General features: G+C 70.6%; 18 protein-coding genes. 6 read left to right on the forward strand and 12 right to left on the reverse strand.

Translation table 11 applies throughout. The features are described 5' to 3' along the window. The first annotated feature begins 154 nt into the window (after positions 1–154). The 5 genes from ACWIF2_RS29170 (at position 155) to ACWIF2_RS29190 (ending at position 11044) form a co-directional block, all read left to right on the forward strand. Positions 155–1837: a glycoside hydrolase family 13 protein gene (locus ACWIF2_RS29170; protein WP_454363773.1), complete on the forward strand. Its 1683-nt coding sequence runs from the start codon at positions 155–157 to the stop codon at positions 1835–1837. Positions 1838–1956: 119 nt separating this feature from the next. Then, entirely contained in the window at positions 1957–3330 is a 1374-nt protein-coding gene (locus ACWIF2_RS29175; RefSeq protein ID WP_454363752.1) for an alpha-amylase, read from the forward strand. 228 nt (positions 3331–3558) lie between these two features. Continuing rightward, the gene (pulA, locus tag ACWIF2_RS29180; protein WP_454363753.1) at positions 3559–8964 is read left to right on the forward strand and encodes a pullulanase-type alpha-1,6-glucosidase; all 5406 of its coding nucleotides are present in this window, start codon (positions 3559–3561) and stop codon (positions 8962–8964) included. Between the two features lie 74 nt (positions 8965–9038). Beyond that, positions 9039–10658, forward strand: coding sequence for a SpoIIE family protein phosphatase (locus tag ACWIF2_RS29185; protein WP_454363754.1), 1620 nt, complete (start codon positions 9039–9041; stop codon positions 10656–10658). A 29-nt stretch (positions 10659–10687) separates the two neighbouring features. Beyond that, positions 10688–11044: a 5-carboxymethyl-2-hydroxymuconate Delta-isomerase gene (locus ACWIF2_RS29190; RefSeq protein ID WP_382499375.1), complete on the forward strand. Its 357-nt coding sequence runs from the start codon at positions 10688–10690 to the stop codon at positions 11042–11044. A 12-nt stretch (positions 11045–11056) separates the two neighbouring features. Here ACWIF2_RS29190 and ACWIF2_RS29195 read toward each other — a convergent pair whose 3' ends face one another. The 3 genes from ACWIF2_RS29195 to ACWIF2_RS29205 form a co-directional block, all read right to left on the reverse strand. Continuing rightward, positions 11057–11746 (reverse strand): TetR/AcrR family transcriptional regulator, encoded by a 690-nt coding sequence (locus ACWIF2_RS29195; protein ID WP_454363755.1) that lies wholly within the window; start codon positions 11744–11746, stop codon positions 11057–11059. A 94-nt stretch (positions 11747–11840) separates the two neighbouring features. Then, positions 11841–13763, reverse strand: coding sequence for a hypothetical protein (locus ACWIF2_RS29200; RefSeq protein ID WP_454363756.1), 1923 nt, complete (start codon positions 13761–13763; stop codon positions 11841–11843). Positions 13764–13811: 48 nt separating this feature from the next. Continuing rightward, entirely contained in the window at positions 13812–14339 is a 528-nt protein-coding gene (locus ACWIF2_RS29205) for a tetratricopeptide repeat protein (RefSeq protein WP_454363757.1), read from the reverse strand. 145 nt (positions 14340–14484) lie between these two features. Between ACWIF2_RS29205 and ACWIF2_RS29210 the strand changes: the two genes are divergently transcribed. Continuing rightward, complete coding sequence (locus ACWIF2_RS29210) at positions 14485–14931, forward strand: hypothetical protein (RefSeq protein ID WP_382839585.1); 447 nt, start codon at positions 14485–14487, stop codon at positions 14929–14931. 72 nt (positions 14932–15003) lie between these two features. Here ACWIF2_RS29210 and ACWIF2_RS29215 read toward each other — a convergent pair whose 3' ends face one another. The 9 genes from ACWIF2_RS29215 to ACWIF2_RS29255 all read right to left on the reverse strand — a co-directional run bounded on the left by ACWIF2_RS29215 (position 15004) and on the right by ACWIF2_RS29255 (position 23427). Next, on the reverse strand, positions 15004–16551 hold the full coding sequence (locus tag ACWIF2_RS29215) for a DUF1996 domain-containing protein (protein WP_454363758.1): 1548 nt from the start codon (positions 16549–16551) through the stop codon (positions 15004–15006). 203 nt (positions 16552–16754) lie between these two features. Then, a complete protein-coding gene (locus tag ACWIF2_RS29220; protein WP_454363759.1) occupies positions 16755–17408 on the reverse strand; it encodes a LuxR C-terminal-related transcriptional regulator in 654 nt (217 codons plus the stop codon). Further along, a complete protein-coding gene (locus ACWIF2_RS29225; RefSeq protein ID WP_454363760.1) occupies positions 17393–18658 on the reverse strand; it encodes a sensor histidine kinase in 1266 nt (421 codons plus the stop codon). The genes ACWIF2_RS29220 and ACWIF2_RS29225 overlap by 16 nt, the downstream gene beginning before the upstream one ends. Positions 18659–18761: 103 nt before the next feature. Continuing rightward, positions 18762–19772 (reverse strand): NAD-dependent epimerase/dehydratase family protein, encoded by a 1011-nt coding sequence (locus ACWIF2_RS29230; RefSeq protein ID WP_454363761.1) that lies wholly within the window; start codon positions 19770–19772, stop codon positions 18762–18764. A 61-nt stretch (positions 19773–19833) separates the two neighbouring features. Next, positions 19834–20421, reverse strand: a complete 588-nt coding sequence (locus ACWIF2_RS29235; RefSeq protein ID WP_454363762.1) for a winged helix-turn-helix domain-containing protein — start codon at positions 20419–20421, stop codon at positions 19834–19836. A gap of 6 nt (positions 20422–20427) precedes the next feature. Next, positions 20428–20571, reverse strand: a complete 144-nt coding sequence (locus tag ACWIF2_RS29240) for a hypothetical protein (protein ID WP_454363763.1) — start codon at positions 20569–20571, stop codon at positions 20428–20430. A 266-nt stretch (positions 20572–20837) separates the two neighbouring features. Next, on the reverse strand, positions 20838–21869 hold the full coding sequence (gene glnII / locus ACWIF2_RS29245; protein WP_382499354.1) for a glutamine synthetase: 1032 nt from the start codon (positions 21867–21869) through the stop codon (positions 20838–20840). A 356-nt stretch (positions 21870–22225) separates the two neighbouring features. Then, the gene (locus ACWIF2_RS29250) at positions 22226–22957 is read right to left on the reverse strand and encodes a hypothetical protein (protein ID WP_454363764.1); all 732 of its coding nucleotides are present in this window, start codon (positions 22955–22957) and stop codon (positions 22226–22228) included. Between the two features lie 110 nt (positions 22958–23067). Then, complete coding sequence (locus ACWIF2_RS29255; protein WP_382499350.1) at positions 23068–23427, reverse strand: arsenate reductase family protein; 360 nt, start codon at positions 23425–23427, stop codon at positions 23068–23070. Between the last annotated feature and the right edge of the window lie 136 nt (positions 23428–23563).

The following is a 23563-nucleotide window of genomic DNA, read 5'->3' on the forward strand; positions in this document are numbered from 1 at the left end:
TGTCTCGGGGTGGGTGTTCTGTGTTTTCGCGTCTGCCGGCTCTGGGCGCGTGGTGTGCGGGCGCTGTTCGGCTCCTATCCCGCTGTGCCGCGGCCGCCCCAACATCCCGCCCACGCCTTCCATGACCGACATCCTGTTACGCATCAAGGACGACATGAGCCAGCAGCACTCCGCCGCCCCTGCCATGACCCCCACCGTCGTCAAGCGCCGCGACTGGTGGCGGGACGCGGTGATCTACCAGGTGTACCCGCGCAGCTTCGCCGACAGCAACGGCGACGGCATGGGCGACCTGGAAGGTGTCCGCACCCGTCTGCCGTATCTGCGCGACCTCGGTGTGGACGCCGTGTGGCTCAGCCCCTTCTACGCCTCGCCGCAGGCCGACGCCGGCTACGACGTCGCCGACTACCGGGCCGTCGATCCCATGTTCGGCAACCTCCTGGACGCCGACGCGCTGATCCGCGACGCCCACGAGCTGGGCCTCAGGATCATCGTCGACCTGGTCCCGAACCACTCCTCCGACCAGCACGAGTGGTTCAAGCGGGCCGTCGCCGAGGGCCCGGGCTCCCCGCTGCGGGAGCGCTACCACTTCCGCCCCGGCAAGGGGGAGAACGGCGAGCTGCCGCCCAACGACTGGGAGTCGATCTTCGGCGGCCCGGCGTGGACCCGGGTCACCGAACCCGACGGCATGCCCGGCGAGTGGTACCTGCACCTCTTCGCCCCCGAGCAGCCCGACTTCAACTGGGAGCACCCGGCGGTCGGCGACGAGTTCCGTTCCATCCTGCGGTTCTGGCTGGACATGGGCGTCGACGGCTTCCGTATCGATGTCGCCCACGGTCTGGTGAAGGCGGAGGGGCTGCCCGACCTTGGATCCCACGACCAGGTGAAGCTGCTGGGCAACGATGTCATGCCGTTCTTCGACCAGGAGGGCGTGCATGAGATCTACCGGCAGTGGCGGCTCATCCTCGACGAGTACGCGGGGGAGCGGATCTTCGTCGCCGAGGCCTGGACGCCGACCATCGAGCGCACCGCCCACTACGTCCGCCCGGACGAGCTGCACCAGGCCTTCAACTTCCAGTACCTCAGCACCCACTGGGACGCAGCGGAGATGCGCGAGGTCATCGACCGCACCCTGGACGCCATGCGCCCAGTCGGAGCCCCCGCCACCTGGGTCCTGTCCAACCACGACGTGACCCGGCACGCCACCCGCTTCGCCAACCCGGCAGGGCTCGGCACCCAGATCCGGCTGGCCGGCGACCGGGAGCTGGGGCTGCGCAGGGCCCGCGCCGCGAGCCTGCTGATGCTGGCGCTGCCCGGCTCGGCCTACGTCTACCAGGGCGAGGAGCTCGGGCTGCCCGACGTCGTCGACCTGCCGGACGAGGTGCGTCAGGACCCTGCGTACTTCCGGGGCGCCGGCCAGGACGGCTTCCGCGACGGATGCCGGGTGCCGATCCCGTGGACCCGGGCCGGTTCGTCGTACGGCTTCGGCGACGGCGGCAGCTGGCTGCCGCAGCCGGACGGGTGGGGCGAGCTGAGCGTCGAGGCGCAGACCGGGGAGCCGGGCTCGACGCTGGAGCTGTACCGGGCCGCGCTCGCCGTGCGCCGTGAGCAGCCCGACCTCGGCGCCGGTACGTCCGTGGAGTGGCTGCGGTCGCCCGAGGGTGTGCTCGCCTTCCGGCGCGGGGAGTTCGTGTGCGTCGCGAACACCACCGGGGAGTCGGTGGCGATGCCGGCGTACGGCCGGGTGCTGGTCGCGAGCGGCGAGGTCGTCCTGGTCGACGACGAGTCGAAGGTGCCGGCCGACACCACGGTGTGGTGGACCACCGCGGTCACCGCCTGATTTTCCTTTGAATTTCGTACGGCCCGCTGCCCTTTCGGGCGGCGGGCCTTTAACATCTGCGTCACCGCAAGGTTTCTGAACCTTGCAGCAAGAACCTTCAACGAAGAAGGAAACCCCACATGGCACGCAGATTCCTCGCCTCCGCCGTCGCGCTCGCCGCGGCTTCGGTTGTCATGAACCCAACCAGTGTGCAGGCCTCCCCACCTGGCACCAAGGACGTCACCGCCGTCCTCTTCGAGTGGAACTTCGCCTCCGTCGCCCGCGAGTGCACCAACACCCTCGGGCCCGCCGGCTACGGCTACGTCCAGGTCTCCCCGCCCGCCGAGCACATACAGGGCTCCCAGTGGTGGACGTCGTACCAGCCGGTCAGCTACAAGATCGCCGGCCGGCTCGGCGACCGCACGGCCTTCCGGGACATGGTGAACACCTGTCACGCGGCCGGTGTGAAGGTCGTCGCCGACACGGTCATCAACCACATGGCGGCGGGCAATGGCACCGGCACCGGCGGCTCGTCGTACACGAAGTACACCTACCCGGGCCTGTACTCCGCGCCCGACTTCGACGACTGCACGGGCCAGATCACCAACTACCAGGACCGCTGGAACGTCCAGCACTGCGAGCTGGTCGGCCTCTCCGACCTCGACACCGGCGAGAACTACGTGCGCGGCGCGATCGCCGGGTACATGAACGACCTGCTCTCCCTCGGCGTCGACGGCTTCCGCATCGACGCGGCCAAGCACATGGACACGGCCGACCTGGCGAACATCAAGTCCCGCCTGAGCAACCCGTCGGTGTACTGGAAGCAAGAGGTGATCCACGGCTCCGGCGAGGCCGTCCAGCCCACCGAATACACGAGTAACGGAGACGTCCAGGAGTTCCGCTACGCCTACGACCTCAAGCGGGTCTTCAACAACGAGAACCTCGCCTACCTGAAGAACTACGGCGAGGGCTGGGGCTATATGAACAGCGGTGTCTCCGGCGTCTTCGTCGACAACCACGACACCGAGCGCAATGGGTCGACCCTCAGCTACAAGGACAACGCCAACTACACCCTCGCCAACGTCTTCATGCTCGCCTGGCCCTACGGTGCCCCGGACATCAACTCCGGCTACGAGTTCTCCGACCATGACGCCGGTCCGCCCAACGGCGGTCAGATGAACGCCTGCTGGCAGGACGGCTGGAAGTGCCAGCACAACTGGCCGGAGATCAAGTCCATGGTCGGCTTCCGCAATGCCACGCGGGGCGAGGCCGTCACCAACTGGTGGGACAACGGAGGCGACGCCATCGCCTTCGGGCGGGGGAGCAAGGGTTTCGTGGCCATCAATCACGAGTCGGGCTCGCTGAGCCGTACGTATCAGACGTCGCTGCCTGCCGGGACGTACTGCGATGTGCAGAACAACAGGACCGTGACGGTGAACTCCGGCGGGCAGTTCACGGCCACCCTCGGCTCCAACACCGCCCTCGCGATCTACGCCGGCAAGTCGAGCTGCTGAGTTGCAAGTCAGCTGACGCCCCTCAGTCGATTTCCCCGAGGGGCGTCAGCACGGCCGCGTCGCACGAGCATCAGGCGTTGCTGCCTGTGGAGGCACTGCCTCAGACCAACTCGCCCTGCTGAAACTCCTTTCTGATGTTTTCAGGACTCTTGCTGTAAGAGTTACGGCGGCGATACGGTCGCGCCGGGGTCGGACCCGAAGAGCCGCACATCGCAAGGAGTCCACGTCTTGATACCGAGATGGCCGGTGCCGTCGAGGCGCCGAACTGCCCGTGCTGGACGGGTCGCTGCGGTCACCGCGACCGCGCTGGCCGCAGCGCTAGTCCAACCCCTCGCGGCGCGGGCGGACACCCCGCCACCGCCCCCGTCCGACGCCAAGCTCGCCGCCGAGCCCGCCCGGCACGACTCCACGCGCGAGCAGTTCTACTTCGTCCTCCCGGACCGCTTCGCCAACGGCGACCCGCGCAACGACAAGGGCGGACTGACCGGCTCCCGGCTGTCCACCGGCTACGACCCCACCGACAAGGGCTTCTACCAGGGCGGCGACCTCAAGGGCCTGACCAAGAGGCTGGACTACATCAAGGGCCTCGGCACCACCGCCCTATGGATGGCCCCGATCTTCAAGAACCAGCCGGTGCAGGGGACGGGGGCGAACGCCTCGGCTGGTTACCACGGTTACTGGATCACCGACTTCACCCAGGTCGACCCGCACTTCGGCACCAACGAGGACCTCGAGACCCTCATCGACAAGGCCCACGCCAAGGGCATGAAGGTCTTCTTCGACGTCATCACCAACCACACGGCCGATGTCGTCGACTACGAGGAGAAGTCGTACGACTATCTCTCCAAGGGCGCCTTCCCGTACCTGACCAAGGACGGCAAGCCCTTCGACGACACGGACTACGCGGACGGCACGAAGAAGTTCCCGCCGGTCGGCACCGGTTCCTTCCCGCGCACTCCGGCCGTCCCGGCCGCCAAGAAGAACGCCAAGGTCCCGTCGTGGCTCAACGACCCGACGATGTACCACAACCGCGGCGACTCCACCTTCGCCGGTGAGAGCTCCGAGCACGGCGACTTCGGCGGCCTCGACGACCTGTGGACCGAGCGGCCCGAGGTCGTCGAGGGCATGGAGCGGATCTACCAGCGCTGGGTGCGGGACTTCGACGTCGACGGCTTCCGGATCGACACCGTGAAGCACGTCAACATGGAGTTCTGGACCCAGTGGGCCACCGCCCTCGACGCCTACGCGGCCAAGCAGGGCCGCGACGACTTCTTCATGTTCGGCGAGGTGTACTCGGCCGACACGAACGTCACCTCCCCGTACGTCACCAAGGGCCGGCTCGACGCCACGCTGGACTTCCCCTTCCAGGAGGCGGCCCGCCAGTACGCCTCGCAGGGCGGCAGCGCGCAGCAGCTCGCGGGCGTCTTCGGCGACGACTACAAGTACACGACCGGCAAGGCGAACGCCTACGAGCAGGTCACCTTCCTCGGCAACCACGACATGGGCCGGATCGGGACCTTCCTCAAGCACGACAACCCCAAGGCCACCGACGCCCAGATCCTCGCCAAGGACCGGCTCGCCAACGAGCTGATGTTCCTCAGCCGCGGCAACCCCGTCGTCTACTACGGCGACGAGCAGGGCTTCACGGGCGCGGGCGGCGACAAGGACGCCCGGCAGAGCATGTTCGCCTCCCGCACCGCCGACTACCTCGACGACGAGCAGATCGGCACCGACCGCACCCACGCCGAGGACGCCTACGACACGGGAGCGCCGCTCTACCGCCGGATCAGTGCCCTTGCCAAGCTCCGGAAGGCGAACCCGGCCCTCACCGACGGCGTCCAGCAGGAGCGCTACGCGGCCGACGGCCCGGGTGTGTACGCCTTCTCCCGTACGGACGTGCGCACCGGCACCGAGTACGTCGTCGCCTTCAACAACGCCGCCGAGAAGAAGACCGCGACCTTCGCCACCGGCTCGGCCGGCATGGTCTTCAAGGGCGTCTACGGCACCGACGCCGCCCTGAAGAGCGACGGCGACAGGAAGCTCACCGTCACCGTCCCGGCCGGCTCGGCGATCGTCCTCAAGGCGGCCGCCAAGCCCGCCAAGCCCGCCACGAAGCCGACGATCAGCCTGAAGGCCCCGGCGGCGGGCGCCACCGGCACCGTGGAACTCTCCGCCGATGTCGAAGGGGGACAGCTGAACCGGGTCGTCTTCGCGGCCCAGACCGGCAACGGCGAGTGGCAAACCCTCGGCTCCGCCGACCACGCCCCCTACAAGGTCACGCACACGGTCGCCGAGGACGTAGCGCCCGGCACGGCCCTGCGCTACAAGGCGGTCGTGGTCGACTCGGCCGGGCGTACCGCGAGCGCCCTGGCCGCCTCCACCACCGGAACCCCGCCCGTCGAGGAGCCGCCCAGCGCCTCCTCCCGTGACTACGCGATCGTCCACTACAAGCGCGCCGACGGAAACTACGCCGACTGGGGCCTGTACGCCTGGGGCGACCTCGCCGACGGCGAGGCCACGCAGTGGCCCGACAGCCACCCCTTCACCGGCCGTGACGCCTACGGCGCCTTCGCCTACGTCAAGCTCAAGCCCGGCGCCTCGAACGTCAACTTCCTCGTCATCGACGAGGACGGCGACAAGGACGTCTCCGCCGACCGCACGATCGACGTCACGAAGACCGGCGAGGTCTGGATCGAGCAGGGCAAGCAGACGGTCACCACCGAGCGCCCCGAGTACCCGGCGCCCGACAAGACCAAGGCCGTCCTGCACTACCACCGGGCCGACGGGAACTACGACGGCTGGGGCCTGCACGTCTGGACCGGTGCCGCGAACCCCACCGACTGGTCGAACCCCCTCAAGCCGGTCAAGACTGATACCTATGGTGCGGTCTTCGAGGTACCGCTCACCGACGGTGCCACCAGCCTCAGCTACATCCTCCACAAGGGCGACGAGAAGGACCTGCCCTCCGACCAGTCGCTCGACCTCAAGGCGAACGGCCACGAGGTGTGGCTGGTGAGCGGCCAGGAGAAGTACCTGCTCCCGCAGCCGGCCGGGGCCGCGGCATCGCTCGACCTGACCACGTCCAAGGCGGTCTGGATCGACCGGAACACCCTCGCCTGGAACGGCTCCGACGCGGCCGCCTCCACCCAGCTGCTCTACGCCCGCGACGGCTCGATCGAGGTGAAGGACGGCGCCCTCACCGGTGACGCCAAATGGCTGCGCCTGGCGAAGACCGAGCTCACCGACGCCCAGAAGGCCAGGTTCCCGCACCTGAAGGCGTACGACGCCTGGACCGTCGACCCGCGCGACCGCGACCGGGTCCGCGAGGCCCTGCGCGGCCAGGTCGTCGCCACGCAGCACGCCGCGAACGGGGCCGTCCTCGCGGCGACCGGCGTGCAGATCGCCGGTGTCCTCGACGACCTGTACTCCGGCGCGACCGAGGCAGACCTGGGGCCGACGTTCTCCCGGGGCCGCCCCACGCTGTCCGTCTGGGCGCCGACCGCGCAGCGGGTGTCACTGGAGATCGGCGACTCCACCGCGCCGATGAAGCGCGACGCCACCACCGGCGTCTGGTCCGTCACCGGCCCGAAGTCCTGGCAGGGCAAGCCCTACCGGTACGTCGTCGAGGTCTGGGCACCCAGCGTCCGCAAGGTCGTCACCAACAAGGTCACCGACCCCTACTCCCTGGCCCTCACCGCCGACTCGGAGCGCAGCCTCGTCGTCGACCTGGACGACAAGGCCCTCGCGCCGAGCGGCTGGAGCACCCTGAAGAAACCCGAGGCCGTACCGCTCCGGGACGCCCAGATCCAGGAGCTGCACATCCGGGACTTCTCCGTCGAGGACCGCACGGCGAAACACCCCGGCAGCTACCTCGCCTTCACCGACAAGGACAGCGACGGCTCCCAGCATCTGCGCGAGCTGGCGAAGGCGGGCACCTCGTACGTCCACCTCCTGCCCGCCTTCGACATCGCCACCATCCCGGAGCGCAAGGCCGACCAGGCGAGCGTCGACTGCGACCTCGCCTCCTACCCGGCCGACTCCGACAAGCAGCAGGAGTGCGTCGGGAAGATCGCCGCGAAGGACGCCTACAACTGGGGCTACGACCCGTACCACTACACGGTCCCCGAGGGCTCCTACGCCACCGACCCGGACGGCACGGCCCGCACGGCCGAGTTCCGCGAGATGGTGAAGGCGCTGAACGACGACGGACTGCGGGTCGTCATGGACGTCGTCTACAACCACACCGCGGCCAGTGGCCAGGAGCGGAGAAGCGTCCTCGACCGGATCGTGCCCGGCTACTACCAGCGGCTCCTCGCCGACGGCTCGGTCGCCAACAGCACCTGCTGCGCCAACACGGCCACCGAGAACGCCATGATGGGCAAGCTCGTCGTCGACTCGATCGTCACCTGGGCCAAGCAGTACAAGGTCGACGGCTTCCGCTTCGACCTCATGGGCCACCACCCGAAGGCCAACATCCTCGCGGTCCGGGAGGCCCTCGACGCGCTCACCGTGGAGAAGGACGGCGTCGACGGAAAGAAGATCATCCTCTACGGCGAGGGCTGGAACTTCGGCGAGATCGCCGACGACGCCCGGTTCGAGCAGGCCACACAGAAGAACATGGCCGGCACCGGCATCGCCACCTTCTCCGACCGCGCCCGCGACGCCGTGCGCGGCGGCGGCCCCTTCGACGAGGACCCCGGCGTCCAGGGCTTCGCGTCCGGCCTGTACACCGACCCCAACTCCTCGCAGAGCAACGGCACCCCGGCCGAACAGAAGGCGCGCCTGCTGCACTACCAGGACCTCATCAAGGTCGGTCTCTCCGGCAACCTCGCCGGCTACCGCTTCACCGACACCGACGGCAAGGAGGTCACCGGCGCCGAGGTCGACTACAACGGCCAGCCCGCGGGCTACGCGGACGCCCCCGGAGACGCCCTCGCCTACGCCGACGCGCACGACAACGAGTCCCTCTTCGACGCCCTCGCCTTCAAACTGCCCGCCACGACAAGCGCGTCCGACCGGGCCCGTATGCAGGTCCTCGCCATGGCGACGGCCACCATCTCCCAGGGCCCGGCCCTCTCCCAGGCGGGCACCGACCTGCTGCGCTCCAAGTCCCTGGACCGCAACTCCTACGACAGCGGCGACTGGTTCAACGCCGTCCACTGGAACTGCGCCGACGGCAACGGCTTCGGCCGCGGCCTGCCCCCGGCGGCCGACAACGCCGACAAGTGGCCGTACGCCAAGCCCCTGCTGAGCAAGGTCAAGGTGGGCTGCGAGCAGATCGAGGGCGCCTCGGCCGCCTACCGCGACCTGCTGCGGATCCGGGCGGCCGAGAAGGACTTCTCCCTCGGCACGGCCGAGCAGGTGCGGTCCCGGCTCTCCTTCCCGCTGTCCGGCAAGGACGAGACCCCCGGCGTGATCACCATGCGGCTCGGCGATCTCGTCGTCGTCTTCAACGCCACCCCCGAGCGGCAGGAACAGCGGGTCACCGCGGTCGCCGGAACCGGCTACCGGCTGCACCCGGTGCAGGCGGCGGGGGCGGACCCTACCGTCAAGTCGTCCTCCTACGCGGCTGAATCGGGCACGTTCGCCGTTCCGGGGCGCACGGTCGCCGTCTTCACCCGGGCCGCCGAATAGCGCACTACGTTGGATGGGGCGGGCCGCGACCGGCGGTCCTCCCCACCCATGTACGGCCCGAGGTGCTCCTCGAGATGGACGGCAACGGCACGCAGCACACCCCCGGCACCACCGTGCTGGTCGTGGACGACGTCGCGGCCAGCCGGTACGCCATGGGCGCGGTGCTGAGCCGGGCCGGCCACCGGGTCGTGCCCGTCGCCAGCGGCGGCGAGGCGCTCGTCGAACTCGACGTCCGGCTCCGCGACGGCGCCCTGCCCGACGTGGCCCTCGTCGACGTGGGTCTGCCGGACATGAGCGGCTTCGAACTGTGCCGTCGGCTCCGGGCTCGGCCGCCCATGGCCGCCCTGCCCGTCGTGCACTTCTCGGCCGCCGCGACCGCACCCGGCGACCGGTGCCGGGGGCTGGACGCGGGCGGCGACGCCTATCTGACCGTGCCCGCCGAACCGCTGGAGATCCAGGCCGTCGTCCGGGCCGCCGTACGCGGAGCGCGCCGCACCACGGGCGCCGAGACCGTCGTCCACCGGCTGACCCTGCTGTCCGAGGCCATCATCACGGTGCAGACGGCGCGCTGCCCCCGGGAACTCGCCACCGCGGCGGCCGACGGCACCGCACGCCTCACCGGCTCGCCCGCCGTGGTGTTCGTGATCGCCCCGGACGGCGAGCCCCACCAGGGCACGGCCCGAAACCGCCCCGGCCCGGCGGACGACGGCGCGCACCAGGCGGCGGCACGCCTGGCCGCCCGGCTCGCGGAGGGCCGTACGGGCGTCCACAGCACCGTCGTCCCCGCACCGCTGTGGCCGGCCGGGATCTTCCGGCCGGGCGTCGAGGAGGACGCCCTGCTGACCGTGGCGACGGCCCAGGACGGCCGTACGGCCGTCTGCCTGGCCACGCCCGTCCGGCGCGCGGCGATCACCGGCCCCGCGGACGACGGGCTGCTGGCCCGGCTCGCCCAGGCCGCCGCGCTCGCCGCCGAACCGCTGCTGCTGTACCAGGTGGAGCGGCACGTCGCCCTCACCCTCCAGCACAGCTTCCTGCCCCGGCCGCACAAGCTGCCCCATCTGCCCGGCGTCGACATCGAGGTCCGCTATGTGCCCGCCTCCCGGCAGACCGAGATCGGCGGCGACTTCTACGCCGCCCTGCGCACCGCCGAGGGGGTGCTCACCGCGGTCGGGGACGTGGTCGGGCACTCGCTGGACGCCGCCACCGTCATGGTCGAGATACGGCACGCGCTGCGCGCCTACTGTGTGGACGAGAGCGACCCGGTCGTCCTGGCCGCGCGGCTCGACCGGATGCTCCAGCGGTACCACCCCGACATCACGGCCACCGTGTGCCTGGCCCTGGTCGACCCCGGCAGCGGCCGGGTGCGGATCGCCAACGCCGGTCACATCCCGCCGCTGATCCTGCGCGACGGGGGCGGCGCGCAGTACGCCGACGCGTGCGGTCCGCTGCTCGGCCTGGGCCTGGAACGCCCGCCGGCGACCGAGTACCGCCTGACCCCCGCCGACCGCCTGCTCATGGTCACCGACGGCCTCATCGAAACCCGCGGCATCCCCCTGGAGACCTCCATGGAACAGCTCCGCACAGCCGCCGCCGACGCCCCCACCGCCCTGAACACCCTCTGCGACGTGCTCCTCGGCTGCTTCGGCCACGACAGAGAGGACGACATCGCCCTGCTGGCCCTGCGGTTAGGGTGAGCCCCGTTGGCCGCCCAGAAGGAGTACTGATGCCGCAGATCACCGTCGACTATTCCGCCGACCTCGCGGACGGCTTCGACCGGCCCGGATTCGCCAAGGCGCTGCACGAGGCGACCGTCGACATCGCGGCCGCCAAGCCGCCGGCGTGCAAGAGCCGGTTCCGCCCCACCGAGGACATCGTGGTCGGACCCGACACCGAGGGACATGCCCATGTGCACGTCCACATCGCACTGCTCGCCGGCCGCACCGAGGACACCAAGGCCCGGCTCACCGAAGCCGCGCTGGAGCTGCTGCGCAGGTACCTGAAGACCGCCGACGGGATCGTGCTGCACGCCTCCGCCGAGGTGCGCGACCTGGACGCCTCCTACCGGAAGTTCGAAGGCTGAGGCTGAGCAGGTTCAGGTCGCCAGCGTCAGGAGCCGGCCGGCCAGGTCGGCGAAGGGGCCGTCGGCCGGCTCCTCCTTGAAGATGCGGCGCAGCAGGGCGCCCATCTCCGTGTCGTAGGCGGCGCTCACGGAGGCCAGCGCGGCGAAGTCGTGCACGAGCTGGCTCTCCAGTTCCTCCCGGGGGATGCGACGGCCGTCCAGCCAGATCAGCGCCGTCGACTCGGCGAGCGAGATCCAGGACCGCACGACCAGTTCCAGACGCGCGGGCGGATCGGTCACGCCCAGGTGCGAAAGGATCTGGACATAGGCGGCCTGCCGTACGGAGTCGACGAGCGCGTTGGTCGTCGAGGAGCCGACCGCGGGCCCGCCGCGCATGAGGGCGGAGAAACCGGGCCCGTGCTCGTCCACGAAGTCGAAGTACCGGCTCATCACGCGATGCAGCCGCGCCCCCAGCGGACCCTCGTGCGGCTCCACGAACCGCGCCGCGAGATCGTCCGCCGCCCGCTGCAACGCGGCCTCGTACAGGCTGAGTTTGCCGGGAAAGTAGTGATAGACCAACGGGCGCGAAATGCCCGCGGCCGACGCTATCTCGTCGATGGAGACCTCGTCGGGCGAGCGGCGGCTGAACAGTTCGAGGGCGACGCCGATCAACTGCTGCCGCCGCTCCTCGACTCCCAATCTGCGGCGAACCCCGGTAGTCATACGAACACCTTACCGATCGATTCCAGCCTCGAACGGACCGGATCGATCGCGGAAGTTCACCCGGGTCCACCGGGCGGGCACGAGAACGGCCCGGTCAGCGCAGCCCGCCGAGCGAACGCCCGTCCCGCAGCGTCCCCTTCAGCTCGGCCCGCGCCCCCTGTTCGCCCGGCAGGGTCAGCCGACTGCCCCGCGCCGACCCGCTGATCCCGCCGGTCGCCCGGATCGACTCGGTCTGACGGCTGCCCGCGGCCAGCAGGTACCAGGTGCCCGCCTCCGACTTCCACAGCACCCCGGCCAGCACCTGCGGATCACGCGCCCCGCACGCCGGGACGTTCTCGGCCTTCGCCGCCACCGCCCCGTACCTTCCGCCCGGCGTGTGGAACTGCGCCAGCACCCGCGCCCCGCCGCCCCGCCAGGTCTCGGCCCGCGTGCACACCCACGCCGCCGAACCGCTCGCGTCCGGCAGCGGCTGCTCGTTGAACGCCCAGGCGTTGACGGTCCGCACGCCCGCCGAACGCACCGAGCCCAGCGAGCAGGCGTACGGCTGCCAGGTGCGCAGCGCCGCCGCGCCGGACGCCTCTCCCGGAGCGCCGGGCCGGCCGCTGGTGAGCCGGGCCGGAACCAGTTCGCCGAGGTCGCTCAGCAGCCGGGTCCGCTTGCCGTCTGCCAGTTGCAGCACGTTCCACGACGTGCACGGACCGGACCTGAGGGCCGGGCTGGCCAGCGGCGCGGTCACCCCGTCGGTGAGGGCGAGGTCCATCGCCCCGGAGCCCGGCTTCAGCAGATCCCGCTCGCCCGCCTTCGACACCCAAGGGGCCGTCAGATAACGGACGTTGCCGTCGGTCCGGCCCAGGACCACCGCGCTCGCCTCGGCCCGCCCGGCGCCGTCGACCCGGGCGAAGTCGAGGGCGGCGCCCTGCGTGCCGTCCTTCGGCTCGGCGTACCGGGCGATGCGCAGACCGTCGTAGAGGAGCACCACGCGCGCGGCGTCGACCGTCCCCGCGTAGAGCAGCTGAGGCGGTCCCGCCGGGCCGCCGGACAGGGTGCCGGGCGTCGCCGACACCTGGACCGACTCGCCGGGGCGTGCCCAGACGGCGAGGGCGCGGCGCAGCAGGGCCGTGTCGCCGGTGAGGCCGCCGCGGGCCGGCCACACGGAGAAGTCGGTGCGCGCCGAGCTCTGCCACGCGGCAGCGGGGACCCGGGTGACCTTCGCGGGGTCGAGGGCGGCCTGGGCGGCCGGGTTCCGCGCGTACGGGGGTGCGGCGGCGCCGTCGGGACCCCAGCCCTCGCCGGGCAGACCGAGCAGTGCCCCGCACACCAGCAGAGCCGCCCCGGCGGCCAGCGCGGCCTTCAGATGCTGGCGGCGCCGCATCAGGTCGGTGGGGCGGGCCTGGAGCGAGCAGGGGTCGAACTCGGGGGAGTCGAGCAGCCCGTACTGCGCCGGGATCCCGTCGGCCTCCAGCAGCGCGCCGTCCGCGTCGGCGACCCCCGCGGCCGTGAGCACCTCGCGCGTCTCGTCGTCCGCGAGCCGCTCCACGCCGCGCAGCGCGTAGGCGGCCCGGGCCGGTCCCGACAGGGTGGACAGCCGCTGGTCCAGGGCGAGTTCATCGGCGCCGCCCGACCGCGGGAACAGCTTCAGGCCCCACACCTGCGGCAGCAGCGGCGGCAGCTGGGACCGCTTGGGCCATGCCTTGCGCCGCAGCGGCAGCCCCGCCTCCAGCGCCGTACGCAGCACCTGGAGACGGACCAGGGCGTAGCCCGGGTCGCCGTCACGGCCGGTCGACTGGGCCGGGATGACCGGTGCCGGGGTGCGGTTGCGGGGGAGTGCGCGCTGGGTGAGCGCGTGCGCGGTCACGACACGCCTGCTGCGGCCCAGGCCCGGTGGCAGCACCAGATAGGCGAGCCGCACGAGCCGCGGGTAGTGCTCGACGAGCGCGGCCTCGGCCTGCTCGACGTCGACGACCGGGCCGGCGGGGGAGGAGGGTGCGGGGCGCTGGGCGACATCCTGTGACTGCACGTTCAGCAGAACGAGCGAATGGTCGGATGGTCACCTGCCCGCGGAGCGTCACACCCCGCGCTGTTCCTCCGGCTCCACGAGCAGCCGGGCGTAGTTCGCCATCGACCGCTGGTAGCGGGGCAGGTGCGGGGCCAGGGCGCCGAGGGCCAAGGACAGCGCCTCGCGGTCCCGGCCCAGGCTGGACAGGCACAGGGCGAGACAGGCGCGCACCGGGTCGTCCAGCTCGTCGGACGGGGCGACAAGCTCGGGTGAGAGCAGGGCGACGCCCTCCTCGGCCCGGCCGATGTTCCGCAGCGAGCTGGCCAGCTGGATCTTCGTCCGGCGGGTCTTGTAGGGGCTGACGTCGGCGAGTCCGCGCCTCAGCGCCTCCTGGTACAGCGGGACCGCCAGGTCCGAGCGGCCCGTGGAGTCCCAGGCGCAGGCCTGCTCGAACGGCCCGAGCGGGCTGCCGTCCGGCAGCTCGGCGACGAGGGCGTCGACCTCGGCACGGAAGCGCGCCTCGTCCGCTTCCTCTTCGGCGTAGTCGTCGAAGCGGGCCCACAGAGCGGCGACACGATCTTCCCAGTCCTGGTTCATCGTGCCACCCTCGCACAGGCGTGCCTACGGAGGCAGCGGAATTTGAGTGCTACGGGCTCCGCAGCCGTATCGAAGGCGAGAGCCCTTGCCGGGGCTCCGTGCGGCATGCGTCCGGACCGTGCCGTGACAAGGACCGGAGGAACAGATGAGGGTGACCCGACCGATGCTCGCGCTGAGCGGCGCGGTGGCGATACTGGCGCTGGCAGGCTGCGGATCCGGCGGCAAGGACGAGGCGGCCGTGCCGAAAGAGGTGACCGGCAGCCTGGAGCACATCGCGGCCGAGGCCAAGTGCAAGCCGAACATGCAGACCGACGCCGACACCATCCGCCAGGCCCTCTGCAAGAAGGGCAAGGAGAAGTACGTCCTCGCGACCTTCTCCACCGACCGCGGCCAGCGCGAGTGGCTGAACGGCGCGAAGGACTACGGCGGCTACTACCTCGTCGGCCGCAAGTGGGTCGCCGTGGGCCAGCAGAAGACGGTCACGGCGCTGCAGAGCACCCTCGGCGGGACCATGGAGGAAGGGTCCGAGCACATGAACCCCGGCGGCAGCCACAACAAGGGCGGTCACGACGGTGGCGGCCACAGCGGCTGAACCTCGCGGGCCCGGACAGACAAGAAAGCCGGCGGTGGGAATTCCCACCGCCGGCTTTCTACTGGCTGAGGACTACTGGCAGTTCTCGCCGTTGTTGATGCACTGGACCATCTCGTTCATCGTGTTCTCGTCGAAGAAGTTGATGAAGTCGTTGTGGTCGGTGATCGGCTTGTGCAGCTGCTCCGGGAAGGAGTCCACCGCGAAAGCGTTCTGGACCTGTCCATTGTTGATCTGCGGCGCCTGCACGTCGTAGACCAGACGGACCTGGAGCTGCGGGATGGCCTGGAAGCCGTTCGAGCAGCTGCCGTCCGCCTCCACGAAGTCCACGTGGGTGCGGTGGTTGGCACTGTCGATGTTCTGGCCGTCCCAGCAGCTCTGGAAGTTGGACAGCCGGACCATGCTGCTGCCGTCGGGGCAGATCGGGTACTTGTCCGTCACCTGACGGTCCTCGAAGCCCGTGCAGGTCCAGGACGTGTTGGCGTTGTTCAGGCCGTTGGTGAAGGACTTCGCGTCACCGGTGATGATCCGCAGGGCCTTCGGCATGGCGACGACGTCGCTCGTGCGGTTGCCCACGAACTTCAGCTCCGCCTGCGAGGGCTCGACGATCTTGCCGACGTTGCCGTCCTGGCCACCGCCCGGCTGACCCGCGTCGATGTCGTCCGAACCGTCCTGGATCCGGATGACCGGCCAGAAGTAGGTGGACTTGTCGCCCTGGTTCTGGCAGGTCGTCTCGCCGTTCTCCAGGTCCTCGTCGCTCGCGAAGGCGTTGTTGGCCTGGTTGCCCACGTAGTCGTGCTGGTGCTGCGCACCGTTGGACACGCCGGGCGCCACGATCACGTTGTCCGAGTTGCGGTTCTCGTTCTCGTTGGTGCCGCACTGCGTGGTGAAGGTGCCCGTGGAGCCGCCGTCACCGTTCGCCGCGAGACCGTTCGGCAGGTTGCGGGAGTTCGGCTGGACATCCTCGATGTTGATGAAGTCCGCGGCCGCCGGGCCGTTGCCGCCCTGACCGCCGTTGCCGCCCTGGCCCTGGTCCTGGCCCTGGTCCTGACCACCCTGGTCCTGGCCCTGGTCCTGACCACCCTGGTCCTGGCCGTCCTGGTTCTGGCCGTCCTGGTTCTGACCGCCCCCGGCCTGGCCGTCGTTGGTGTTCGCGTCGGCGTTCATGCCCTGGCACTCGGCCATCTGGGCGAGGTTGTCCGGGGCCTGGCCACCAACACGCTTGATGTTGATGCCGATCCGGTCGATGGCAGCGGTCCGCTTCGACTTCAGCGGGCCGAGGATGGCGTTGTTGACGAAGCCGGAGTCACCGGCCTGGGCCTGACGCGTGGAGGCGAGCCGGGTGTAGGCCTCGCTGATCTGCTTGTCGAGGTTCGCCAGCTCCTTGTCCACCCCCTGGCGCGCGCCGTCCGGCACGTCGGTCAGGCTCTGTCCTACGTCCGGGCACTGGATCGTGGCGACCTGTGCACCCGCGGACTTCGTCTGGTTCGCCGAGTTCTCCTCATGCGCCGAGGCATAGAAGTTTGCCCAGATCAGCCCGCCCCCACCGAGCGCTAGGGCCGCCGATGCGGCTATGGCCTTGGTGGCCATCGGCGTCCGGCGTTTTCTTGTGTTGCGTCCCATGGAACTCCTCTGACTTCCTTTTTCGGGGGCATCGAGGCGCCCGACAGGAGTGAAGCGGCTCCCTTCCATACGGAGGTGGTCCCAGGGGTGTTCAGATGTCTCTGAAATTGATGCGAGATTCGTGAGGGCTCTGTGTTCTCAACAGCCCCGCACATACCGGGAGTTGCTGATCCCCCACAGTCGGTGAACCGGAGGGTCCGCTTTCACCGGCCGTGGTCGAGATACGCCAGAACCGCCAGCACGCGGCGGTTGTCGTCGTCCGAGACCTCCAGTCCCAGTTTGGCGAAGATGTTCGCCGTGTGCTTGGCGATGGCCCGTTCCGTCACCACCAGCCGGCCGGCGATCGCCGCGTTGGTCCGGCCCTGCGCCATCAGCTCCAGCACCTCCCGCTCCCGGGGCGTCAGCCGCGCCAGCGGCCCGTCGTCGTTCGACTGCCGGGCCAGCAACTGCTGGATGACCTGCGGATCCATCGCCGTACCCCCGGCGGCGACCCGCCGTACGGCGTCCACGAACTGCTCGGCGTCGAACACCCGGTCCTTCAGCAGATACCCGACCCCGCCGCTGCCGTCGGCGAGCAGCTCACGCGCGTACAGCTGCTCCACGTGCTGGGAGAGCACCAGCACCGGCAGGCCGGGCCGCTCGCGGCGGGCGTCGAGCGCGCACTGGAGCCCCTCGTCGGTGTGCGTGGGCGGCAGGCGTACGTCGACCACGGCGACGTCCGGTTCCAGCTCGGCCAGGGCGGCGGCCAGTTCGGGACCGGACTCGACGGCCGCCGCGATCTCGAAGTCGTGCGCCTGGAGCAGCCGGACGAGTCCGTCGCGCAGCAGGAAGAGGTCTTCGGCTAGGACAACGCGCAAGGGATCTCCATGGTGACCATGGTGGGACCGCCCGCGGGGCTGCTGACGGCCAGGACGCCGTCGAATGTACCGAGCCGCCGCTCGACTCCGGAGAGTCCGGAACCGGCTCCGATCACCGCACCTCCCTCGCCGTTGTCGGTGACGGACACTCGCAGCATCCCGTCGGCGTGGTGCAGGTCGGCCCAGATCCGGTCGGCTCCGGAGTGCTTCACCGCGTTGGTGAAGACCTCGCTGACGGCGAAGTACGCGGCGGACTCCACGGGCGCCTCCGCCCGCCCGGGCAGGTCCACGTTCACCTCGGTGGTCACCGGCAGCCGCAGCGCCAGCGCCCGTACCGCGTCGCCGAGCCCGCGTTCGGCGAGGACCGGCGGATGAATGCCGCGCACCAGCTCGCGCAGTTCGGCCAGGGCCTCGACGGACGACGTACGGGCCTGCGCGATCAGTTCCTTGGCCTTGGCCGGGTCCTTGTCCAGGAGCGCCTCGATGGTGCCCAGGTCCATGCCCACCGCGACCAGCCGGGCCTGGGCCCCGTCGTGCAGGTCCCGCTCGATGCGCCGCAGCTCGGCGGCGGAGGTGTCGACTGCGTCGCGCCGCGTCTCGGTCAGGACCCGCACCCGCTCGGCCAGTGCGCCCTGGCCGGAGCCCAGGACGGCCTGGGTGAGCCGGAAGTGGACGTCCAGCAGCCGCGTGGTGAGGAAGTGCGCGAAGAAGAGAATGACCAGGCCCAGCAACGCGGCGCCGAGCGCGGACACCTGCCCGGTGACCTTGACGAACCCGTACCAGTACCCGTCGGGGAAGACCCGCCAGAGCCCGGCCCCGAGCGCGAAGCCCTCCAACGGGTACAGCCACAGCGCGGCCGGCAGCAGCGCGGTGAGGAAGCCGGCCGTCATGTCGACCGGCAGCCACATCAGGTCCCGCCAGGTCGCCGGGTCGCGCAGCATCCCGAACGTGGCCGCCCACGGGTTGGCGTCCTTCGGCAGCGGCCGGTACGCCGGCGGGATCCGCACCCCGCCCCACTCCGCCGCGAGCACCCGACGCCAGTTCGCGAACGCCCGCACGCCCTTCAGCACGTACGGCGTGGTGACGAGCCCGACGCCGATCGGGATGAGCCCGATCGACACCAGCGACAGGGTGAAGCACAACACCGCCCCCGGCAACGAGACGAGGGCCGCCCCCAGCCCCCGTAGCGCGGCGAGCGCGACGCCCCGCCCCTTCGCTGCCCTGTAACCGCTCTTCGTGTCGATGGTCATGACGTCAGTCTCGCCGAGCGGGGGAGGGGGGTCACTGGGCCGGGACACCCGGTCGAGGGGTGGTGCTACGTACACCTCGCCAGGCACCGCGGCGCGCGGTGGTTCATGCGTCCGCGCCGGCCGCGAGCACCTTCGCCTCCACCTCCGGGTCGAGCCCGGAGCGCGGCCGGTCCGGCCGCTGGGGTGCCGTGCCGCCGAGGTCCTGGAGCCAGTTCCAGGTGTCGGCCACGGTCTCGGCGACGGGCCGGCATTTCAGCCCCGCCTCCACCGCCCGGGAGACGTCCGCGCTGTGCAGGGCGTCGTGCAGGTCGCTGCCCGGCGGCACCCACACCGGCAGCTGGGTCCACGGCTCGATGCCCGCCTCCAGGATCACCCCGGGCTCGGTCCACCGCGGTTCGGCACCGCCGCCGGTGACCCGTACGCACGCGTCCAGCAGTTCGCCCATCGTGGCGTGCCCCTGCGGACCGGCCAGGTTGAACGGCCCGCTCAGCTGCCGCTCGGCCGCGAGCAGGATCCACTCGGCCAGGTCCCGGACGTCCACGTACTGCAGGGGCAGCTCGCGCGGGCCCGGGGCGAGCACCGGACCACCGCGCGCCATGCGGCCCAGCCACCACGGCAGCCGGCCGATGTTCTCGTACGGGCCGAGGATCAGCCCGGCCCGGACGAGCACCGACCGGTCCTCGCCGAAGGCGTCCAGCACGGCCAGTTCACCGCCGCGCTTGTCCTGTGGGTACGCGGTCTGCTCCGCGTCGGCCGCGGCGCCCTCCACCAGGGGCGCGTCCTCGCCGTACCCGGCGGGCGGGGCCCACGCGTACACCGAGCAGCTCGACACGTACACGTACCGGCGGGCGCGGCCCCGCAGCAGCCGCGCCGTGTCCCGCACCGCCCGGGGCGCCGCCGACCAGGTGTCGACGACGACGTCCCACTCGCCCGGGTCGTCGGCGAGGGCGGCGAGACCGTCGGGCGCGGTGCGGTCGCCGAGCAGCGACCGCGCGCCCGCCGGAGCCTCGTGCCGCCCCCGGTGGAAGACGGTCACCTCCCAGCCCCGTCCCAGGGCCGCCTCCACGACGGCCCGACCCGCGAACTCCGTACCACCCAGCATCAGTAGCCTCATGCCGCTGACTCTGCCCGGTGGGGCGGCGGCAGGGAATGGGGGTCTGCCGTCAGCAGAACGCTCAGTGGCTCACGGGAGGCACGTACTTGTATCCGACCCGGCGCACCGTCCGGATCGTGTCCCGGTGCTCCGCGCCCAGCTTGCGGCGCAGCCGGGCGACATGGACGTCGACCGTGCGGCCGTCGCCCACGTGCCCGTAGCCCCAGACCGTGCCGACCAGCTGGTCACGGGTGTGCACCCGGCCCGGGTGCGCCACCAGATGGGCGAGCAGCTCGAACTCCAGATACGTGAGGTCGAGCGGTCGGCCGGCCACCTGGGCCGTGCGCTGCACGGTGTCGACGCGGATCAGCGGCTCGCCGCCCGGCTCGGCGGCGGCCTCGGGGGCGACGGGCTCCGGACGGTCCGGCACGGCCACCGGGAACGGCGGCTGCTGGTCGGCCGGGACGAGCACCAGATAGCCGATCATCGGCGGCTGGCCCGGCAGTGTGGGCAGCGTGTGCTGCGGCGCCGGAAGCCAGGTGGCACCCGGCGGCAGCAGATCCGCGACGGTCACCACCTCGTCCCGGTCGACGGCACGCAGCCGATGCCGGGCGCTGTTCGCCGGAGTGGTGTTGAGGGCGGCGGTGGACAGAGAACGAGTGGTCGCCATGAGAGGTCAGCTCTTTCGCGCGAGGAGTTCGTCGGAGAGGTCGACGGCCGCGAGTTCGTGGTCGGGCTCGCCGAGGGACGTACGCGGTTCGCGCTGGCCGAAGGCCGGGGTGTACGGCTTTAGAGGGCCGGCGCGTTCATCGCGCGGCAACACACCCGGTCGAAGTCGTGGTCCTGACGGGACGGCCAGAAGGGCTCGAGGTCGTGACGACCCGTCGAGGTGTGCTTCTGGTAGCTGGCCATGACTCCATTGAAGCAGAGCTGATCCCGCACCGGGACCCTCCTCTCACTGCTTGGACACCCGAGCCCCTGTCAGGGGCGCGGGGAACCGCGCGAAAAGCCACGACGGCGCGGCAGGCGAAAGGGGGCGCCCACCGCGAACGGTGAGCGCCCCCTCGGAAGCCGGGTGGCGTCGGATCAGACCTGGCCGGCCTTCTCCAGCGCCGAGCAGCAGGTGTCGACGAGCAGACGCGTCACCACATACGGGTCGACGTTGGCGTTCGGGCGGCGGTCCTCGATGTAGCCCTTGCCGTCCTTCTCGACCTGCCACGGGATACGGACCGAGGCACCGCGGTTGGAGACGCCGTAGGAGTACTCGTTCCACGGGGCGGTCTCGTGCAGACCGGTCAGACGGTCGTCGATGCCGGCGCCGTAGTTCTTGACGTGGTCGAGCGGCTTGGAGCCCTCGCCGAGCGACTCGGCGGCGGTGATGATCGCGTCGTAGGACTCGCGCATCGCCTTGGTGGAGAAGTTGGTGTGCGCGCCGGCGCCGTTCCAGTCGCCCTTGACCGGCTTCGGGTCGAGGGTGGCGGCGATGTCGAAGTCCTCGGCGGTGCGGTAGAGCAGCCAGCGGGCCACCCACAGGTGGTCGGAGACCTCCAGCGGGGAGACCGGGCCGACCTGGAACTCCCACTGGCCGGGCATGACCTCGGCGTTGATGCCGGAGATGGCGAGGCCCGCCTCCAGGCAGTTGTCCAGGTGCGCCTCGACGACGTCACGGCCGAAGATCTCGTCCGCGCCGACACCGCAGTAGTAGCCGCCCTGCGGGGCCGGGAAGCCGCCCTTGGGGAAGCCGAGCGGGTAGCCGTCCTGGAAGAACGTGTACTCCTGCTCGATGCCGAAGATCGGCTCCTGGGCCGCGAACTTCTCGGCGACCTCGGCCAGCGCGGCACGGGTGTTGCTGGCGTGCGGGGTGAGGTCGATGTTCAGGACCTCGCACAGCACCAGGATGTCGTCGCCGCCGCGGATCGGGTCCGGGCAGGTGAAGACCGGCTTGAGGACACAGTCCGAGGCGTGGCCCTCGGCCTGGTTGGTGGACGACCCGTCGAAGCCCCAGATCGGCAGTGCGTCGAGACCGGCGGGCGAACCCGTGATGATCTTGGTCTTGGAACGCAGTTTGGCCGTCGGCTCGGTGCCGTCGATCCAGATGTACTCAGCCTTGAAGGTCACGGGCCACATCCTTCGGGGGTGTGTCTGGGCGCGTATCGCGGGTGCTGCGGCGCTGCGGCACCGGTGCGCCGCGTCAACTGTCCGGCAGCCTGTCAACGGGCGATTTCCCGGCCATTGCTCGAATGTGAACCCCGTGTTACCTGGTGTGCCTGTGCCGTACTTCACGCGGAGAGGGCCATTCGCCCGTGGAGGAAGCGGCCACCGGCTTCCCTCCGTCAAGCCGGTGACCGTCGCCCCCGTGACCCGGACGTGCCGGTCCTGCTGCTCCTGGCCGGGAGCAGCAGGACCGGTGACACGTACGAGGGGGCGGCCGAGGGGTTGACCGCCGCCTCAGTGACTCAGTCGTCCGTCCGGCGTCACCCCACCTTCTCGATCACGGCCCGGCGGATCAGGAACTTGCCGGGCTCACGGACCTGTTCGAAGGCCGCGTTGTTCAGCAGCGCACAGCTGCCGGAGACCGAGGTGACCTCCACCGTCGTGGACTTGTTGTTGTCCAGGTTGGTGACCTTCAGCTGCGTGCCGACCGGGAACTGGTTGCTGGACGCGGCAGGGGCACCGCCCTCGCCGGAGAGCGTGACGGTGGAGCCGTTGCACACCTGCTGCCCGGAGGCCGCAGCGCCACCACCGGCGTCTTCCGCCGGGGCGGATGCCGCGGGCGGCGAGGCCTCGGCACCACCGGCCGCGTCCTGACCGCCGCCGGCCTGCTCGCCGCCGCCTGCCTGCTCACCGCCCTGCGCGGGCTGCGACGGCTGCGCGGCCTGGGAGTCCTGAGCCGACTCCCCAACCGTGCACCCCGACGCCTCCTGCTTCCGCTTGATCTCCTCGACGACCGCCTCGCGGTTGGCGATCCGAGCCTCCGACTGAGCGTCGGGGTTGGCCTTCTGGTCCGCGATGAACTTCTCGTTGTTGCCGAGCGCGGTGGCGAGGCCCAGGCAGGCCGTCGACTCCGCCGCCGACTTGGTATGGGTGGCCGGCGGTGTGGCGTTCGACGTGCTCGCCATGACGAAGGCCCCGCCTCCCGCCACGGTCACCGCGCTCACCAGCAGCGCGATCTTCTTCTTCGGGCCGAGAGTTCTCCTACGCGACATGCGCGCCTCCTGAAGAGGTAGGGGAGCGTACGTCGTTATGTACGAGATACCGAACGAAGTTACTCAGCGGTTACAGGAGTCACTGAAGTGACCTGCGTCACGGGGCGGTTCTAGCGGGAGAGGGCGTCCCGCACGGCCTCGTCGGTACGGCCCACCACGGCCGTACCGTCGTCCGCGGTGATGATCGGGCGCTGGATCAGCTTGGGGTGCTCGGCGAGCGCCTTGACCCACCGGTCACGCGAACCGGCGTCCCGCGGCCACTCCTTGAGCCCGAGCTCCTTGGCGACCGCCTCCCCGGTGCGGGTGATGTCCCAGGGTTCGAGCCCGAGGCGCTCGAGTACGCCACGGATCTCCTCCTCGCTCGGCACGTCCTCCAGGTAGCGGCGGACGGTGTAGTCGGCCCCCTCGGCGTCGAGCAGCGACACGGCACTACGGCACTTCGAACAGGCCGGATTGATCCAGATCTCCATGGGGGTCACGGTACGCGCTGCCGCCGCTGTTCGAATTTCTGCCGACTCGTGCGCCCCTCGCGGACCTGCCGTGACGGGATGCCAATTTCCCTGCTCACCAGGGCATTTGCGGCTCGTTGCGGACTCCCGGTTGTCA

It is taken from the genome of Streptomyces sp. NPDC055506, from assembly GCF_053643595.1.

Coding starts and splice junctions, on each gene's coding strand:
- ACWIF2_RS29170 (WP_454363773.1), top strand. CDS start 155: ATGAGCCAGCAGCACTCCGCCGCCCCTGCCATGACCCCCACCGTCGTC.
- ACWIF2_RS29175 (WP_454363752.1), top strand. CDS start 1,957: ATGGCACGCAGATTCCTCGCCTCCGCCGTCGCGCTCGCCGCGGCTTCG.
- ACWIF2_RS29185 (WP_454363754.1), top strand. CDS start 9,039: ATGGACGGCAACGGCACGCAGCACACCCCCGGCACCACCGTGCTGGTC.
- ACWIF2_RS29190 (WP_382499375.1), top strand. CDS start 10,688: ATGCCGCAGATCACCGTCGACTATTCCGCCGACCTCGCGGACGGCTTC.
- ACWIF2_RS29195 (WP_454363755.1), bottom strand. CDS start 11,746: ATGACTACCGGGGTTCGCCGCAGATTGGGAGTCGAGGAGCGGCGGCAG.
- ACWIF2_RS29205 (WP_454363757.1), bottom strand. CDS start 14,339: ATGAACCAGGACTGGGAAGATCGTGTCGCCGCTCTGTGGGCCCGCTTC.
- ACWIF2_RS29210 (WP_382839585.1), top strand. CDS start 14,485: ATGAGGGTGACCCGACCGATGCTCGCGCTGAGCGGCGCGGTGGCGATA.
- ACWIF2_RS29215 (WP_454363758.1), bottom strand. CDS start 16,551: ATGGGACGCAACACAAGAAAACGCCGGACGCCGATGGCCACCAAGGCC.
- ACWIF2_RS29225 (WP_454363760.1), bottom strand. CDS start 18,658: ATGACCATCGACACGAAGAGCGGTTACAGGGCAGCGAAGGGGCGGGGC.
- ACWIF2_RS29230 (WP_454363761.1), bottom strand. CDS start 19,772: ATGAGGCTACTGATGCTGGGTGGTACGGAGTTCGCGGGTCGGGCCGTC.
- ACWIF2_RS29235 (WP_454363762.1), bottom strand. CDS start 20,421: ATGGCGACCACTCGTTCTCTGTCCACCGCCGCCCTCAACACCACTCCG.
- ACWIF2_RS29250 (WP_454363764.1), bottom strand. CDS start 22,957: ATGTCGCGTAGGAGAACTCTCGGCCCGAAGAAGAAGATCGCGCTGCTG.
- ACWIF2_RS29255 (WP_382499350.1), bottom strand. CDS start 23,427: ATGGAGATCTGGATCAATCCGGCCTGTTCGAAGTGCCGTAGTGCCGTG.